The 16,965-nt window shown below is 42.7% G+C and carries 11 protein-coding genes; all 11 read right to left on the bottom strand.

Annotation, left to right across the window (positions count from 1 at the left end):
* Positions 1-139: 139 nt before the first annotated feature.
* Positions 140-826, bottom strand: a complete 687-nt coding sequence (locus ABIN22_RS03345; protein ID WP_109729317.1) for a D-lyxose/D-mannose family sugar isomerase — start codon at positions 824-826, stop codon at positions 140-142.
* Positions 807-3,947 carry an alpha-mannosidase gene (locus ABIN22_RS03340; RefSeq protein ID WP_346906559.1) on the bottom strand — a complete coding sequence of 1,047 codons (3,141 nt, stop codon included), beginning with the start codon at positions 3,945-3,947 and terminating at the stop codon, positions 807-809. Before ABIN22_RS03340 ends, ABIN22_RS03345 begins: the two co-directional genes overlap by 20 nt.
* Before the next feature lie 16 nt (positions 3,948-3,963).
* Positions 3,964-6,006: an alpha-amylase family protein gene (locus ABIN22_RS03335; protein ID WP_109729319.1), complete on the bottom strand. Its 2,043-nt coding sequence runs from the start codon at positions 6,004-6,006 to the stop codon at positions 3,964-3,966.
* 83 nt (positions 6,007-6,089) lie between these two features.
* Positions 6,090-6,929: a carbohydrate ABC transporter permease gene (locus tag ABIN22_RS03330; protein ID WP_109729320.1), complete on the bottom strand. Its 840-nt coding sequence runs from the start codon at positions 6,927-6,929 to the stop codon at positions 6,090-6,092.
* The gene (locus ABIN22_RS03325; protein ID WP_346906556.1) at positions 6,919-7,887 is read right to left on the bottom strand and encodes a carbohydrate ABC transporter permease; all 969 of its coding nucleotides are present in this window, start codon (positions 7,885-7,887) and stop codon (positions 6,919-6,921) included. The genes ABIN22_RS03330 and ABIN22_RS03325 overlap by 11 nt, the downstream gene beginning before the upstream one ends.
* 12 nt (positions 7,888-7,899) lie before the next feature.
* The gene (locus tag ABIN22_RS03320; protein ID WP_346906554.1) at positions 7,900-9,258 is read right to left on the bottom strand and encodes an ABC transporter substrate-binding protein; all 1,359 of its coding nucleotides are present in this window, start codon (positions 9,256-9,258) and stop codon (positions 7,900-7,902) included.
* 182 nt (positions 9,259-9,440) lie between these two features.
* Complete coding sequence (locus ABIN22_RS03315; protein ID WP_346906552.1) at positions 9,441-11,180, bottom strand: cache domain-containing sensor histidine kinase; 1,740 nt, start codon at positions 11,178-11,180, stop codon at positions 9,441-9,443.
* On the bottom strand, positions 11,177-12,796 hold the full coding sequence (locus ABIN22_RS03310) for a response regulator (RefSeq protein ID WP_346906550.1): 1,620 nt from the start codon (positions 12,794-12,796) through the stop codon (positions 11,177-11,179). The genes ABIN22_RS03315 and ABIN22_RS03310 overlap by 4 nt, the downstream gene beginning before the upstream one ends.
* A gap of 208 nt (positions 12,797-13,004) precedes the next feature.
* Entirely contained in the window at positions 13,005-14,978 is a 1,974-nt protein-coding gene (locus ABIN22_RS03305) for an FtsX-like permease family protein (protein WP_346906548.1), read from the bottom strand.
* The gene (locus ABIN22_RS03300) at positions 14,978-15,739 is read right to left on the bottom strand and encodes an ABC transporter ATP-binding protein (RefSeq protein ID WP_109729325.1); all 762 of its coding nucleotides are present in this window, start codon (positions 15,737-15,739) and stop codon (positions 14,978-14,980) included. The genes ABIN22_RS03305 and ABIN22_RS03300 overlap by 1 nt, the downstream gene beginning before the upstream one ends.
* Before the next feature lie 194 nt (positions 15,740-15,933).
* Positions 15,934-16,959: a TRAP transporter substrate-binding protein gene (locus tag ABIN22_RS03295; protein ID WP_430517190.1), complete on the bottom strand. Its 1,026-nt coding sequence runs from the start codon at positions 16,957-16,959 to the stop codon at positions 15,934-15,936.
* Positions 16,960-16,965 lie beyond the last annotated feature (6 nt).

The following is a 16,965-nucleotide window of genomic DNA, read 5'->3' as shown; positions in this document are numbered from 1 at the left end:
TCCCCGTATATAAACAGAATTTTCATCCAGACTGCCACAATATATTTTCAATTGTATCATAACTCTGCACGAAATGGAATAATTGAGATCATAAAGGCCCGCCTGTGCTGCTAAAACACAGGCGGGCCTTTATATCTTCTTAATCCGCATCAGGATATTCGTTACAGAGCAGACGGCAGGCCACTTCATCCTCCTCGATCTCCGGGAAACGTCCAATCTCTTTGTTATAAAAGAAGTTATCGTTATCGTCATCATTGCACATAGAAACCTCGCCCAGAAGCACCGGTCCGCCTGTCTCTGGTACAATAAAATCATGGTACATATACGGGGTGATCGTGATGCTCTGCCCCGGATGCAGGCAGACTTTGGTTCCGGCAGGCACGTATTCTCTCTTCCCATCTGAACATACGGCAACATCTGTATCCAGCATTTTCTCTTCCGGTGTACCGTTATATACTGTTATGAACACATCATTGCCGCCTCTGTTGATAATATCCTCCATCTTACTCACATGAAAATGCATGGCTGCTGTCTGGCCTTCATATAACATCAAAAGCTTTTCAGCATATGTTTTTTTATATTTCTGAGGTTCTTTTAGATTGCCATTGCGTATCGTAAAAAGTGAAAAACCAATTTCGTCAAATCTGCCGAGACCGAAATCTGTAATATCCCACCCTAATTTGTTGTCTCGGATCTCATCATATTCATGACCAGTATGGAGCCAGTCCTCAGGCGTCCAGTAAGCAAAGGGCGGCATCTCAAAACCATGCGCTTTTATCAGACTTTCCATATCCTTGATGACCTTGTTAATTCGGGAACGTTTCATATGGGTAACCTCTTTCTATATCTAAATATAGTTTCAAACTCATAATTTCAAACGGTTTAATTACAAATTCCAGCTCACCGTTTCCCTCTTCTTCCCCATTACTTTCTTCCAGAAGATTGCAGGGAACTATTTTCTGAATATTATAACCAGAAGACAGTTGTACTTTATGCCTTCCCCCCCGGCATTCATGCAGTCTGACAATTAGACATTCCTCATCTTCTGCTTTCTTGACTGCATCAATCTGTACACCATCATCTGACACTTTGACAAGCTGGTTTTTATCTTTGAATTCGCCTGATACGGCCTGCGCAGGCAGGTTCAAATTATTAGCTGCCTCAATTACGCCGCCCTCCTGTGCCCTGCCCGTATGCGGAAGGAAAGAATATACAAAATCATGCTCACCCATATCAGCAGATGTGTCCGGAAATTTAGCACTTTTCAAAAGACTCAGGCGCATAACATGGTCTTTGATGCTATAGCCATATTTGCTGTCATTGAGAAGGGCCACGCCATAATCCTCTTCTGAAATATCTGCCCACTTATGTCCGCAGACCTCAAATCGTGCCCAATCCCAACTCGTATTCCAGTGTGTAGGGCGTTCGACATGCCCAAATTGTATATCATATGTTGCTTTCACGGCCCTGATATCCGTATAGAATGCTGTTTTTAACAGCTTGTGATCTTCCTGCCAATCCACATGTGTGGTAAAATCAATCCTTCTGGAATCACGGTATACTGCCATATCCTGTACAATTTGGGATTTGTGGAAGCTGTATTCAAAGCGGATTACTGCCTTCAATGGCCCCTCTTCCACAACCTGACCTCCTTTACACTGTTCAATAATCTCCTTTTTCTTCACATGAAAAATATCAATATCCCAGGCATCATATTTCAGCGGCTTGTCCTCATAAATCTCCAGAACATTACCTTTTTCGCCTTCCCTTATAACCATCCTGTCTGCTTCTTTGTCGAATATCTTTACTAACTGGCCAGCCTCATTCCATTCGATAACATAATATGGGGTTTCTATAGAATTCCTATTTAACTTAAATGCTGATTTCTGTTCCTGTGTTTTGTCTTTCCCCGGCCTGAAGGTTATATTGCACATGGAAAAGGGCTGAATTTCCATAAGTACTTCATAGCCTTTAGCTGTACGCTGTGCTTCCAGTTTTTTTCCTGCTGCATCAATGAAATCCCCGTCCTGTATAACCGGCACATGAACCAGTTCTTTCCCGCCAAAACTGTTCACCGTATAAATACCGAAACAATTCTCCTTCGGAACTATTAGCTTCTTAAATGCATTCTCTATAATTCCATCCGCTAATTTTTCTGCCCTTTCATAGGAAATCCTTGAATCTTCATATACTTCCCGTATTGAAGAACCCGGAATGATATCATGGAATTGCTGTAACAGAACTTCTCTCCAACAGTCCTCGATTTCCTGGCGCGGGTATTCCCCACCCCCTGCATAGCAGACGGATGCAAGCCATTCCGCCTGTGTAAGCCTTTGTTCCATATACCGGTTAACTTTTTTATTATATGCCTGTGATGTATATGTTCCACGATGATATTCTAAGTATAATTCCCCGTCCCAGGTGTGTACATATTCATCACTATTTTCGATATCCTCATGAAGTTGGTTGAAAAAATCTAACGCCCTGACTGGCTTTACCCCTGGGAGCCCGGGCAGTTTGTCCATTGCCCGGCGCATTTCAAGCATATCACGGGTCACCCCTCCCCCTCCATCTCCATAACCGTACGATATAAGCGTGTTTTTACTTAGATTCTTATTCCTGAACTTCTTCCAGCTTCCTGCCACGGTACGTGGATCCATCATTCCACTATAAGTTGAATATCTGGTATCCAGCTCCCGCCCCTCCTCCGGCGTGTTCACAAAATAAGTGAGTATTTCACTGCCATCAATCCCCCTCCACCAGAATACATCATCAGGCATGGTATTGAATTGATTCCAGCTGATTTTCGTAGTCATAAATGTATCTATCCTGCACTGTTTCAATATCTGGGGCAAGGCCCAGCTATAGCCAAACACATCCGGCAGCCAGAGGTATTTACATTCTTTTCCAAACTCCTGTTTTATAAACCGGATCCCATATAAAAACTGCCTTACAAGCGATTCTCCTGATGGGAGATTGCAGTCTGCCTCCACCCACATTCCCCCATCCGGTTCCCATCTGCCTTCTTCTATCTTTTCTTTTATTATTTCATATAAATCCGGCCGGTCCTGCTTGATGTAATTGTAAAGCTGAGGCTGTGTCTGGAGAAACGTAAATTCTTCATACTGCTCCATCATGCGGATTGCCGTCGTAAAAGAGCGGATGACCTTCTCCCTCGTATGCTTCGTCCGCCACAGCCATGCGACATCAATATGAGTATGTCCCACTACATTTATATTCACTTTGCTATGTTTCTCTAATTGTTTCAGCCCCTCCGCTAAAACACTGTGTGCTGTCTCTATAGTTCCATAAAAAAATTCTTCATCCCATTCGATACAACTCAGCACATTTTCAAACAGGTTTTTTAGTTCAATGTACTCTTCATCATCCGGCGATAATAAAAGCAGTGTCTCCGTAATTGCTTTTCCATAATAATAGAGTTCATCTGTCTTTTCATGCAGATAGCCCAGACTTGCTTCTTTTACCCTGTGGTAGAAATCTCTATGAATCCCACCACCTTCCAGACCGCTCCAGAGCATAAAAGTCAATTTTACTATCCGGCCCTCCAATTTATCAAACAGGACTTCCCTATGGTTCGTATCTACTCCCTGATAGGGGATCCCGTCTATATAGAGCAATGATTCAAACCCGCTGTTATAACAGTCCCCCGTTTTTCCAAAATCAAACAGCCCAACTGCCTTACAGCCTTCTTTTGTTTCCGGTATCTGCACCTTTTTTTCCAGCCACAGATAAGAATCCCTTCCTTTAAAAATATCATTTAATTCTAAAGGCCTGCCCTCTATCCGCTCCGGCGGGACAAGATGCACCTCATCATCCAAAGCATGGTCGGGCATCGATATGAAAGGGGCTATACTTCTGCACCCCATATACCTTTTTATTCCCAGCTCCTCCACTCTTTTCTGAAACTTCTCAATTGTAAAAAACATACATCCTCCGATTAAATTAATCTACTATTTCTATTACTGTAAATAGCTCTACCTTCGGAATCAGGATGGTCGTCATCCCATTCTCATAGCGGGCCTTCACTTTCATTTCTTCTTCCACTGTCTTCACGCTGCTGATTGCTCCCGGTATTTTTATCTCGATCTCATAAATGGGGGCTACTGGTGAATTCTCCTGCTCGTTTATTACAGCAAAATATTTTTTACTATCTTTTCTCCATCCAACGACTTCCGCAAAAGCAGGGGCATTTGATTCAAACTCCAACGTTTTACACAGCCCTCTGATTATTTTTCCAACAACACGCCTGCTTGTATAAGGCCTGCTGTTTTCTATCGGCGCTGCTACCCAGAGAATCTCACCCTTGCCAATTTTTTTCACAATGGCTGCCGGTCTGTCAGTAAAGACACCTGGAGGATTCGAATGAATTGCCGAAAATTCACATTTCCCGGTCATTGTATAAGGCAGAGTGATTGTCGCTAATATATCATACTCCCCTGAAAATTTAAGCAGTTCCATTTTCCCTTGTACATTCATTGGGGATTTTGCTGTAAAATCACTGAATATTTCCATTCCTTTGTCAGCAGCACTCATATAAGTAACTTCATGCTCCGTCTCACCTATACTTTCCGCCTCCAGAAGTTCTAAAAGTCTCCCATGTCCGATATGGCCGCTCACATAAAGCTTTCCGCCCTCCCTTATATACGACTCTATCGCATCCATTTCATCATCATGGATGACTGCAGTATCACAGATAATGAGTACATCACTTTTTAGTCCATTCAGTTTCTTGCTTGGGATCACATCAAACGGCAGGTTTTCTTCTCTGAGAATTTTGCCCATATTAATCTGCGTTTCCATGAATTTCCGGCTATATTTATCATCTGTCACCGGACTGCCATTCTCACTCCAATGGCATTTTGAGCGGCTCGGGAACCAGACACTTATATTGGTAAGCATATCCCCGCTTACATACTTTTCATAGTTCATTGTCCTGGCAAATGCCCTTTTTACCGGCCCCTGATACACTTCCTCACATAGTGTGCCATCCGGGTTTGCCCCGTCACAAATGGAAAATGCACCATTATGTACTAATGCAATCATGGCATGCAGGGCGAATTCTTCCTCTGTCTTTGTCGTCGTATGGTAAGACAGCCCGGGATCACAGCGTGAAGATATGAACACAAAGGGCAGCGCTTTACTCAGATTCCTGTAATATTTACACATATACGTCTGCTGTAAGAATCCGCCATACAGGTCCCCGCCTGCATAATCGCATGCCTCGGCTACCAAATCTGAATGTGCATACTGCCAGGGGTCTGCCATCATGGATAAATTATGTTCAATTGTCACTTCTGGATGGATTGACTTTACCACGCCCGCAGAAAATGCCGCAAACTCTCCCATCCATTCCTCACGAATGCTCTGGAACTCCCTGAAATTTTTATCCCCCCAATCTATCGTTCTTGGCATTTCCCTTCCGGTCCTCTCAAAATATTTTTTCCGGCAGCTCGGACAATAGCATACTTCCGGGAAAAACGGCATATCAAGGAAAATAGTCTCAAATTGATAGTTTTCGGTTATTTCTGTCAAACATTCTTTTACATACTGCCTGTATTCTTCATTATTCGGACAAACTATCCCGTAACGTCCCTTTCTGCTCATGAAATCACTGTCCGGTACCATCTCTTCTCGGGATGTCTTTCCATATCCATTAATCATGCGCCATTCCGGGTGTTTCTCATATGCCCAATTATCAAATATCTGCGAAAAATACGCCATAACTGCAATGCCGTTACTATGGCATAATTGAATCATCTCACCGACATAGTCTCTTCCTTGCAGCCCCTTGTGCATGCGTCCGGTTTTGGTAGGATAAAATGCCAGCCCTGTATGCGGTCTGCACTTTACAACAATCTGCTGCATGCCTGCATCTTTCAATAATTTCACAAGTCCCTCAGGATCTACCCTGGATAAAAACTCTTCATTCCAGTCATCAATATGCATATCTAAAAAACTCCGCCTGTAGTTGCCTTCAATCCACATATATTATGTTCTCCTTCATTCTTAAATAGTTTGTTTTACCAAATAATTTCTCCCTCATCCCGCTATAACCCGCCGGCCTGCTGCTAGCCCTTGACTGCCCCTACCGTCATCCCTTTCATGATCTGTTTTGAAAATATAAGATAAATAATCAAAATAGGCAGGATAGATACTAATAGTGCTGCCATATAAAGGGGATAGTTAATTGCATGCTCTGAATTGAACATTCTGATCGCAATAGATATTGTCCTCAGGCTTTTATCATTAATTAAAACAAGAGAGAAGGGAAACTCATTCCATGCATTCATAAAGGACGTTATAACAATAATTGCCGTTATCGGTGAACACATTGGAAAAATAATTTTCGTTAGCAGCTTAAAGGTGCTGCATCCCTCCATATATGCCGCCTCGTCCAGTTCTACCGGTATCGTCCTGATATAGTTTTCTGTAAGCATCACTGCAAATGGCAGTGAGAATGCCAGATATGGCAGAATCAATGTCCATCTGTGGTCCAGCATCCCCAAAGCCTTAAACTGCAGGAACACCGGAATCAACAGTGACAGCATCGGAATAACCATGCCCGAAACAAACAATAAATACACGGCCTTTTTAAACCTGAAATTATATCTTGATATAAAGAAACCTGCAACCAGCGCGCATATCACTGTTAAAACCACATTAATGAATCCAAGAATTGCAGAATTCAAGAAGCATTCTAAAAACCCGCTGGATTGTACCGCATCTATGAAATTTTGAAAATAAGGATGTGTTGTAAGGCTCATACTATTCTGCATAAACTCGTTGCTCGTTTTCAGCGCCGAATTCACCATCCACAGTATCGGAAATATGCAGGATGCAGAAAACAAAAGGAGAACTGCATTCACAACGAATTTAAACATCCCCTGTAAAGTATTCTTAATGGTCATTTGCTTTTCCCTCCATCAGCCTCTGGATTCCTATCGTCAGCGTCATAGATACCACCAGGATTACCACTGCCATTGCAGACGCATAACCCATCTTCATCTGGACAAAAGAAGTATCATAGTTATAAAGTGACAGCACACTGGTTGCCCTTCCCGGTCCTCCTCCTGTCATAACCATAATGTGGTCAAATGCTTTAAAAGAACCTGCAAAGCAAATCATAAGACATATCTTTAAAGTATCCCAAATCAGTGGAATTGTAATATACAGACTTCTTTTAAATCCAGTCGCCCCGTCTATCTCCGCAACCTCGAGAATATCTTTCGGGATAGTTGCCACGGCCCCCATAAGTAATACCAGATAATATCCTATGAACTGCCAGATTACCGGAACCGCTACTGACAGCATGGCTATCTTCGGATCATCCAGCCACGGTTTAATCCAGCCGTCCAATCCTGACGCACGCAGGAAATGGTTCAGTATACCAAAATCGTTGTTATAAATCAGCTGCCACATCAGACCGATAACGACGGCCGCTATAATACTTGGGAAATACATCACCCTCCGATGAAGTTCTACAAATTTTACCCATTTCATTGTAAAAAACAATGTGAAAATAAATGCAATCCCCACCTGTCCTGCAACCATCAGCACAGTAAACAGCATAGTGTTCTTAAAGGACAGCCAGAAAGTCTTATCATGCAAAAGCTGTATATAATTGTCTAAACCAATAAATTTTTTCCCGGGGCCGCCTGACCACTCAAAAAAGCTATATCCAAATGCAAATAAAGTCGGGACCACTACTATGAACAGATAAACGCCCACTGGAATACTCAGATATCCAAATATTCTTCTTCCGGGCGGCATAAGAGGATTTTTATACTTTGGCCTGCCCTTTGACGCAAGTCCCCCTGCGGGGCATATCCTGTCATATGCCCCCTGGGTCTGTCTATCTTTTCTCATTTCATCATCCCCTTATTGTTTTTTTGCGCTTTCATGTGCTTCCTGAAGCTTTGCCGCCAGTTCTTCCGGTGTAAGCGAGCCAATGGACATCTCCTGATAACCTACATAGCTTGCATCCATGTATGCAGTAGAAAGCTGTACTTCCGGACACCCCACGATCTTGTCATAAGAATTGTACATATCAAGGAATTTTACGAATAAAGGATCCAATTTGCTTTCATCATAATCAACTTCTTTTGCTGTAGCCAAAGAACCACCTTCAATCAGCAATGTCTGGATTTCCGGTGCCGACATTTCTTTTAAGAAGTTCACCGCTGCCTCCTGCTGGTCCTCGGCCAGTCCTTCTCTTAAGCTGATTCCCCACCCCTGGCCGCCTACAATCTGGCCTTTAAGTTCTTCTTTTCCTTTTACCGGTGGAAAAACCGTAATCTCTGTATTGTCAAGGATTTCCTGTGATGCTTCATTAATTAAATTAGAAACTGACCAGGATCCTTCAATATACATTGCTGCTTTACCATCATAATACATCTGGCGTACCTGTACAGGATCAAGGCTGTTTACATCTTCATTAAATAATCCGAGATCCATCAGTTCTTTAAGATATGTAATTGCTTCTACCGAACTTTCATCTTCAAATGATGCACCGTTATAGTTTTTCACATCTTCATACCATTCGTTACTGTTGAATTTCATAAGGATACCGGGCATAACCTGCGAAGCAATGGCATATTTCCCCTTATTTCCGGTTGCAAGAGGAATATATCCGTTCTCTTTTAATGTCTTCACCGCCTCTTTAAATTCCTGTTCATTTGCAGGAAAGCTGTCCATACCGCATTTTGCAAAAATATCTTTGTTATAATATATAACATGATTTACGATACTGCATCGGGGAACTCCGAGGATATGATCTCCAAAAGTATAATCGCCGAACATACCATCAGCAAATGTATCCGCCCATTCCTGATTTGCTTCCAACACCGGCGTCAAATCCTGTATCTGTCCGTTCTCGTAAAATGATCCCATCATAGATGGAAGTGCCATAATCAGATCCGGAAGCTCATTAGCCGCAGCCAGTGTTTTTAATTTCGTCTCATACCCGGCTTCCTGACTGACAATTTCCTCCACCAGTTCCACATCCGGATACTTACTTTTAAAATTGTCCACAGCCTTGTCCATCATAATTGATTCAATATCCCCGTTTTTAATGGCTTCATCCGTCCCCATATGCATAATAGTCAAAGTAGTCTTAGATGAATCACCTCCTGCTCCACTTTCCTTTGCATCCTTTTCTGTCCCTGAACAGCCTGCCAGCATTCCGCCGACCATTGCCGCTGCCAATACAACTGAAAGAATCTGTGTTCTTTTCCTCATTTTTTGTCCTCCTTTTTGTTTCGGTGTATTTATATAATTAGCATATCGTATACTGTTCCTGCAAAAAACCATGTAAACTATAAAAATATCCACTTTTCTATTCAATATGCAAAAAGAGCCTGACCTGACAGACTCTTATCACGATTACTTTGTATCCTTTTTAGCTGTTTCATTATACCTGTCTACATATGTTTTGTGTAAGCCAGCAACGGCTGTACAATCCGCACTACTGTTCCGTTTTCCGTGCCGGCGCGGAAAAAAAGACCATAGTTCTTTCCAAACTGCAGTTTTATACGCTGGTCGATATTGCGGATTGCCATACCTCTCTTTTCCTCACTTTTGACGTCCATAAGCAATTCTTCAATCTCACTGATATCTATGGAATCTCCGTTATCCTCCACTTCAAAATATAAGTTCTCCTCATCTTTAAATCCCCTGATCCAGATATCACCTTCTCTTCCACTTGGAAGAATTCCATGTTCCACACTATTTTCCACTAATGGCTGTATCACAAAACGCATCGTGGCCCATTGAAACAGTTCTTCGTCTGCCTCAATGTGGAACTGAATCTGGTCAGCTGTACGCAATTCTTGTATTACGATGTAATTTTCTACATAACGTATTTCTGTCTCTACGGAAATAAATTTCTGTCCGGAGTTCATCGTAAGCCTGTAAAGATCCGCTATTGCAAGAACAACACGTCCGGTTTTGTCCGCATGTTCCAGCCTGCTCATCCAATATGCAGTGTCCAGATTATTATATAAAAAATGAGGGTTAATTTGTGCCTGAAGCGCTTTCAGTTCCGCCTCAGTCTGAAGCACTTTCCCTGTCAGCACTTCATTGACCAATTCATTCATACGTCTTGTCATAGCATTAAACTGTGTGCTTAAAATGCCTATTTCATCATTACTTTCAAACTGGAGCTGGACATCATAGTTGTCTTCCTTTACTTCCCGGATTTTTCCCGTAAGCAGTCTCAGCGGGTGAAGAATAGCACGGGAAAAAAGCACCGATGTCAGAAGACATAAAAGCATACTTGCCACAATCCCATATATCAGCAAATCGCGTATCGTCCGGTTTTCTTCCAAAAGCTTTGAACGTTCCAGACCACTGACAATCGTCCACCCCGTGTCAGGAAGTTTATTACCATATACCAGAGTATTACTCTTCTTGTCTGAAATAGTTGTTATCCTGCTTTCCTTAAGTTTTTCTAAATCTGAAATAACCGTCTCTGATTTACCCGCGCTCAGCAGGACATTTCCGTCATCATCCACCAGTGCTATATATCCCGGATATGTTTCTATGTAATTTGAAAACTGCTCTTTCATTTTGGACAGCGGTACATTAATCCAGAGAGTCCCAAGGGTATTCTGCAAATTTTCAGTGTCCCGGATACTGCGTGTCAGCGTCAGATAAACCACGGGGCTGTCATCATTTTTCGCTGAAGTACCCGTCCAGAAGGACTTCCCCATCAACTTTTTTGCACGACCGGCCAATTCTTCCTCCCTTTTAACATCCCGGACATCACCGGCATGTAAGACAAGGCCGTTTTCGCCCTCAATATAAATAGAATTTACGAACTGATTCTGGCCTGTATAGAACATCAGACTTTTTGCCACCTCATTCTGACGCCGCAGTAGTTCACTCCCAGTCATAGATTCTGCCAAAAGCGTTTCTTTCACATCGGAATTCTGAATAATGTACAGTGACAGGTTTCCTACATAATCCGTTGTCACCTGAATACTGTCTGCAATACTGTCAAGTGCATTTTCGGATGCTGCCTCCTGCTTCTGTTCTACTATTTCCAGAGATTTTCTATATAGGACAGTGCCTATAATTGCAATTGGTATCATAGAGATTACGATTCCCAAAATAAAAACTTTCACATTCAGGCTAACAAACATTTGTTTCTTCTTTTTCACTTATTCCCTCCGTCATTCTTCCATGATAACCTGTTCCGATACTCCTTTGGAGAGCATCCGGCATACTTTTTAAAAACCGTATTAAAATATTTATAATTCTGGTAACCACATTTTTCAGCAACCTGATAAATCTTTAAATCCAGATTGTTAAGATATTCCTTTGCACGCTCCACCCGGTATTGATTCAGATAATCACTGAAATTCATACCCGTCTGTGACTTGAATACCTGGCTAAAATAATTCGGCGTGATATAAAGCCTGGAAACAATCTGTTCCACTCTGATTTCTTCCGAAAAATGATTTTCTATATATTGTATCGATTTCTGGATAATGGCATTATACTTGTGCCCCTCTGTCGATGCCAGTAATTCGGAAATCTGACGGCCAAACCTCAGCATCTGCCTCCTTAATGTTTCAAAGCTCTCGTATTTATCAATTTCTTGTAAATAGTCATAATTCCCTTCCGGGAGAATTTCTGGATTAATAGACATTTCTTCAAGGTTTGAAACCGCAATCATCCATACCCTGATGCATGCTGTTTTTAATTTTTCTAAATCTGTATGCTTTTCTAATGCCTCATCAAAAATCCCCTGTATAACTGACAAGACCCCATCTCCATCATAACGCAGTAATTTCTGGATTAATTCGTTTTCTCTTTTCTGAATATTGAGAAACATTCCTTTTCCCGGCTTCATCCCATCCGTATACTGTATCACATGCTCCCCTGACAGATAAGGACGGCTGCGTAACGCCTGCAGAGCCTCCCTGTAAGAGCTTTGAATTTCATATACATGTTCTTTTACACGTCCTATTGAGATAGTGACATAGAAACCATGTTTCTCTTTTATCTTCTGGTACAATGGTATAATATTCGTTGTATTTACACGCTCGTACTGAAGAAGTACTATAAAATGTGCCCTCTTATCCAGAAAAACCATGTCTTTTTCTGATAAATGCAGCACCTCCCGAATAGTTTCCTTTATCTGCATCTGAAGTTCTTTTCGCTCTTCTTTGGAATTCTGGGTTAAAAACAGGAAATCATCAACGGAAACTAATACTACCTGAAAGACTGGACCATCAAAATTTAGACCCAGGCGCCGCCCTTTCTCTATAGTATGAGTGATCTCTTCATCCCCTGACGAATCTTCTTCCAACAATATATTTAAAAATCTTTCCTTGACATATTCGTAATTTTCCTCAACAAAGCTCTGTTGGAAAACTTCTTTTTTGTATTTCCTTTGTTCTTTCTCAATCTCTTTCCGTAAACGTACTACTACAGACAACAGTTCATCTGCATCTACAGGTTTCAAAAGATACTCGAACACTCCTATTTTCAAAGCTTGCTTTGCATAAGCAAAATCATCATACCCGCTTAGTATAACAATCTTAATAGCAGGGTATGCATCCCTTACTTTTTGTGAAAAAGCCAGACCATCTTCCCCCGGCATACGGATATCAGTCAGAATAATATCAGGATGAGTCTCCTTTACTTTCTGAAATCCCTGAATACCATTTGCCGCTTCCCCGCAGATTTCGAATCCTTCTTTTTCCCATTCCAACGATAGAATGATTCCTTTCCGTACAATAAAATCATCCTCTACCACAAGCACCCTCATACTCTCTGCCTCTCCTCTCCCTAATACCTGATTACCTTTCGGAAGTTTTCAGAATCAGTTTCATTCTATCATATTCCGGTAAATATAACAGAATAATTTCCTTTTTCCCGTAGAATAGAAACATAGATAACAGAATATAACTGTTCTGAAAAAGGGGCAGCCGGTTAAATTTTTCCATTAACCGACTGCCCCGAGGCACTTTCATGATTTACTGGACAATCCTGTAATATTCTCTCGATGTAATCAGGAATACTCCCCCGTAGAATACCGCGAATATAAGCACCGTTGCTATAGTACACATCAAAAACAGGTGTATATTGACGAGATTCATAATTGCCAGCAGTTTTGTGATTGTTTTAAAGGCAAATGCCACATGTACGATCGCAACCAGCAATGGCAGGAAAAATACCAATAGTACCTGGCTCTTGATCGAACGCTGTACTTCTTTCTTGCTCATCCCCACCTTCTGCATGATCTGGTACCGGTTCCTGTCATCATACCCCTCTGAAATCTGTTTATAATAGATAATCAGCACGGTTGCCATAATAAACAGCGCCCCGACAAATACACCAAGGAACAGAAAGCCGCCGTAGAGTGCATAAAAATCCTGCCTGAATGCCCCCTTATATTCTGTAAACGATTCCGGTATCTCAGCTGTCAGACGCTTCTGTATGGAGGCCATGACAGATTCTTTTGCGTCCCCGCTGCCACTTAAGTCAAAATAATCAGTGTATATGATTTGATCCGAGCCTTCATAACCGTAGGTCTTCTTCAGCTCTGCAATCTTATCTGCATCCGGCATTACCAGAATGATGCTTTTTACAACATATGAGAGTTCATCTTTTGTTTTTCTCGTATCCTTCATTACTTTTTTCACTGCAAAGCCTTCATCCTGCAGATAGATTGTATCCGAATCAAACTCATCCCCCTGCACGATAACCAGTACCTGGTCTTTATCAAGTGCTTCCTTTTTTCCTTCCAGCCGGTTATAGTCTGACAGCGGAATGATGACCAGTGTCCTGAAATTTGCAGTTTCATTTGAGATATCTGAATCCTCCTCCAGAAGCAGCCTTGCTTCCTTTTCCTTGTATATAGCCGTAAATGTTCCCGAACGGTAAGAACTGCGGTTTTCTATCTCAACACCGGCCTTTTCGGCCTCTTCTTCTATAACCTGATTTTCGGTATCTATTTTTTCCTGTGAACTTCCCTGGATCGTTACATGAACATCTGACGGGAAACGTAATGAAAGAATGTCTTCCATTCCTGCATACAGGGAAAAGGTTACGGATATCAAAACCAGTACAACCGTACTCATGATGCAGATATTAGCCAATCCGACCGCATTTTGTTTCATCCGGTAAATCAGGCCCGATACTGAAGTGAAGTGGCTGGTCTTGTAGTAAAACTTTTTGTTTTTCTTCAAAATCTTCAAAAGCGCGATACTTCCTGCCGTGAACAGGCAGTATGTGCCGATAATGACCAGTATGACTGCCATGAAAAATTTTCCAATCGCTTCTAACGGGGATACTGTTGTCTGGGCGATATAGTAGCCTGCCCCCAGAGTAAGCACACCGATGAGGGTAAGAAGCCGCTTTGTCTTAGGTTCTTTTTCCCCCTGACTGCCGCCGTGCAGAAGTTCCACCGGCTTTGCCGTCTGCACCTGTAAAAGATTGAATAACAGTGTAACCGTAAAAACGGCAAGGAATATGATCATTGTCGCCAGCATTGCCTGAGGTTCCACCGCAAATTTCAGCGGGACTTCAAAACGCAGCATTTTTAATAAGATTAAAAACATCAGCTTCCCGAGCAGCATGCCGAGTCCCAGGCCCATTAAGAGGCTGATCACCGTGGTAAGGACCGTCTCCCACACCATCATTTTCGCCAGATTGCCTTTGTCCATTCCCAGCACCTGGTAGAGTCCAAATTCCTTTTTCCGCTGCTTTACAAGGAAACTGTTTGTATAAAAAAGAAAGATTGCCGAAAAAATACCGGTGATCGTCGCGGCCCAGCGCAGGATCAGCTTCAGGACATTTGAGCCCTCCATCTGGTCCAGCCCTGTATTCAGGCTGATTGCAATCATTACATACAGCATCATGATGGTCAGTATACCGGTCAAGATATACGGAATATAAGTCTTCCCATTCTTCTTGATATTGGTCCATGCAAGTTTCGGATAAAACATTACCGGTCACCCCCTGTGGTCAGAACTGTCAGCGAAGCCGCAATTTTCTGGTACATCTCCTCATTCGTAAGATTCCCCCTGTAAATCTGGTGGAACACCTCTCCGTCCTTAATAAAGAGTACCCTGTTTGCATTACTGGCAGCCTTCACACTGTGCGTCACCATGAGGATCGTCTGCCCGTCCTGATTGATCTGTGTGAACAGCTCCATCAGGTCATCCGAAGCCCTTGAATCCAGAGCCCCTGTCGGCTCATCCGCAAGAATCAGCTGAGGCTTTGTAATCAGGGCACGTGCTACTGCCGCCCTCTGTTTCTGTCCGCCTGACACTTCATAGGGAAATTTTTTAAGCAGTTCTGTAATACCTAGCTTCTGTGCAATAGGCTCCAGCTTCCGGTTCATCTCTTCATATTTTTTCCCTGCCAGCACAAGCGGAAGATAGATATTATCCTCCAGAGAAAACGTATCTAACAGATTAAAATCCTGAAAAACAAAGCCCAGATTCTGACGCCTGAATGCCGCCATCTCCCGGTCTCTGATCGACCCCAGGTCCCGCCCCTTCAGGTACACCTTACCACCCGTCGGTTTATCGAGAGAAGCGAGTATATTTAATAAGGTCGTCTTTCCGGAACCGGATTCCCCCATAATCGCAACAAACTCACCTGATTCTATGGAAAACGTCACATCCGAAAGCGCCTGCACCTGACTGCCTCCAAACCTTGTCGTATAAATCTTCTTCACATTTTTAACATCCAGCAATGACATATCTATTTCCTGCCTTTCATCTTCCTCATTCTCTTGTTTACGAACTTATTATAAACCGACTTGACATTCACAATCCATAACTTTAGCTTGCAAAATACAAAGAAAACCTTACAAAATTGTAAGCTGGGAGGGGACTGTCAGAAAATGGAGTGCAAGGGGGTCAGACCCCTTTGCACTCCATTTTCTGAATATTCTCATTGTTTATTTGTTGTATACAAATCCACCAACTCGTCACCCACCTGCTCACGTATGTCCTGATATAGTGGCTCGCATAATTCTCTCATTTTTTCATACAAATCGTCTGACAATTCTATAACTTCTGTGCCGGACTCTTCCATGATGTCCATCCTGTCTTCTACCCGGATGTCTGCCTGCTCTCTTGCATATGAAGTGGCCGTGGCTGCTGCCTGAGTGATGACTTTCTGCTGCTTCGCACTCATTTCACCAAAAAACTCCTCACTGATGAATAGGCTGATGTAGTGTGGCAGATGGTTTGTATCCACGACGTAATCCTGCTGTTCATACAGCTTGCCGGATACGATGACTTCGACGGGATTCTCTTCTGCATCTATTGTGTTCTGCTGAAGCCCTATGTATACCTCACTGAATGCCATAGGTGTGGGGTTTGCCCCCAAAAGCTGCCAGAATGCCAAATGGTTGGCGTTTTCCATAGTCCGGATTTTCTGGCCTTTAAAGTCAGCTATTGCTGTGATTTTCTTATTCGTCGTCATTACCCGGAATCCCTGATCCGCCATGCCTAACAGATGATAGCCGTTTTCTTCATAGATTCCCTCAATCTTTTCGTAGAATTCCGGGTTATCCACTGCCTTACGGGCTTCTTCTATTGTCTTAAATGCTGCCGGCACGTCGAATACAGCCATCTCCGGCATGAAACTGACCTGAGGCGCCGTGTTCTGAACAACAAACGGAATATCCCCTTCCTTACAGCTTTCCAGCAATTCTCTGTCATTGCCTATCGTAGAGTTGGGATAGATGCTGATCTGCATCTTGCCATCGCTTAATCTGCTTACTTCTTCTACGAATTTTTCAGCAAATACTTGCGTGACTGTATCCTCCGGGCTGCTTGTCCCCAAAGGCCATGCGTAATTCTGCACGCTTTCCTTTTTCCCACCCTCTGAGCTGCATGCACACAGACTGAGCGTCAGGACAATCATACAGGCTGCCGCTGTCAGCCCTGCTCTTAATTTTCTCACATCCATCCCTCC

Source organism: Faecalicatena orotica (assembly GCF_905197545.1).
In the GTDB taxonomy this organism is placed as follows: domain Bacteria; phylum Bacillota; class Clostridia; order Lachnospirales; family Lachnospiraceae; genus Faecalicatena_A; species Faecalicatena_A orotica.
Note: the sequence above shows the minus strand (reverse complement) of the source record. Positions and strands in the feature narration are given on the sequence as shown.

Excerpts from the sequence above, each read along its gene's own strand:
- ABIN22_RS03345 (WP_109729317.1), bottom strand. The coding sequence starts at position 826 with ATGAAACGTTCCCGAATTAACAAGGTCATCAAGGATATGGAAAGTCTG.
- ABIN22_RS03340 (WP_346906559.1), bottom strand. The coding sequence starts at position 3,947 with ATGTTTTTTACAATTGAGAAGTTTCAGAAAAGAGTGGAGGAGCTGGGA.
- ABIN22_RS03335 (WP_109729319.1), bottom strand. The coding sequence starts at position 6,006 with ATGTGGATTGAAGGCAACTACAGGCGGAGTTTTTTAGATATGCATATT.
- ABIN22_RS03330 (WP_109729320.1), bottom strand. The coding sequence starts at position 6,929 with ATGACCATTAAGAATACTTTACAGGGGATGTTTAAATTCGTTGTGAAT.
- ABIN22_RS03325 (WP_346906556.1), bottom strand. The coding sequence starts at position 7,887 with ATGAGAAAAGATAGACAGACCCAGGGGGCATATGACAGGATATGCCCC.
- ABIN22_RS03320 (WP_346906554.1), bottom strand. The coding sequence starts at position 9,258 with ATGAGGAAAAGAACACAGATTCTTTCAGTTGTATTGGCAGCGGCAATG.
- ABIN22_RS03310 (WP_346906550.1), bottom strand. The coding sequence starts at position 12,796 with ATGAGGGTGCTTGTGGTAGAGGATGATTTTATTGTACGGAAAGGAATC.
- ABIN22_RS03305 (WP_346906548.1), bottom strand. The coding sequence starts at position 14,978 with ATGTTTTATCCGAAACTTGCATGGACCAATATCAAGAAGAATGGGAAG.
- ABIN22_RS03300 (WP_109729325.1), bottom strand. The coding sequence starts at position 15,739 with ATGTCATTGCTGGATGTTAAAAATGTGAAGAAGATTTATACGACAAGG.
- ABIN22_RS03295 (WP_430517190.1), bottom strand. The coding sequence starts at position 16,959 with ATGGATGTGAGAAAATTAAGAGCAGGGCTGACAGCGGCAGCCTGTATG.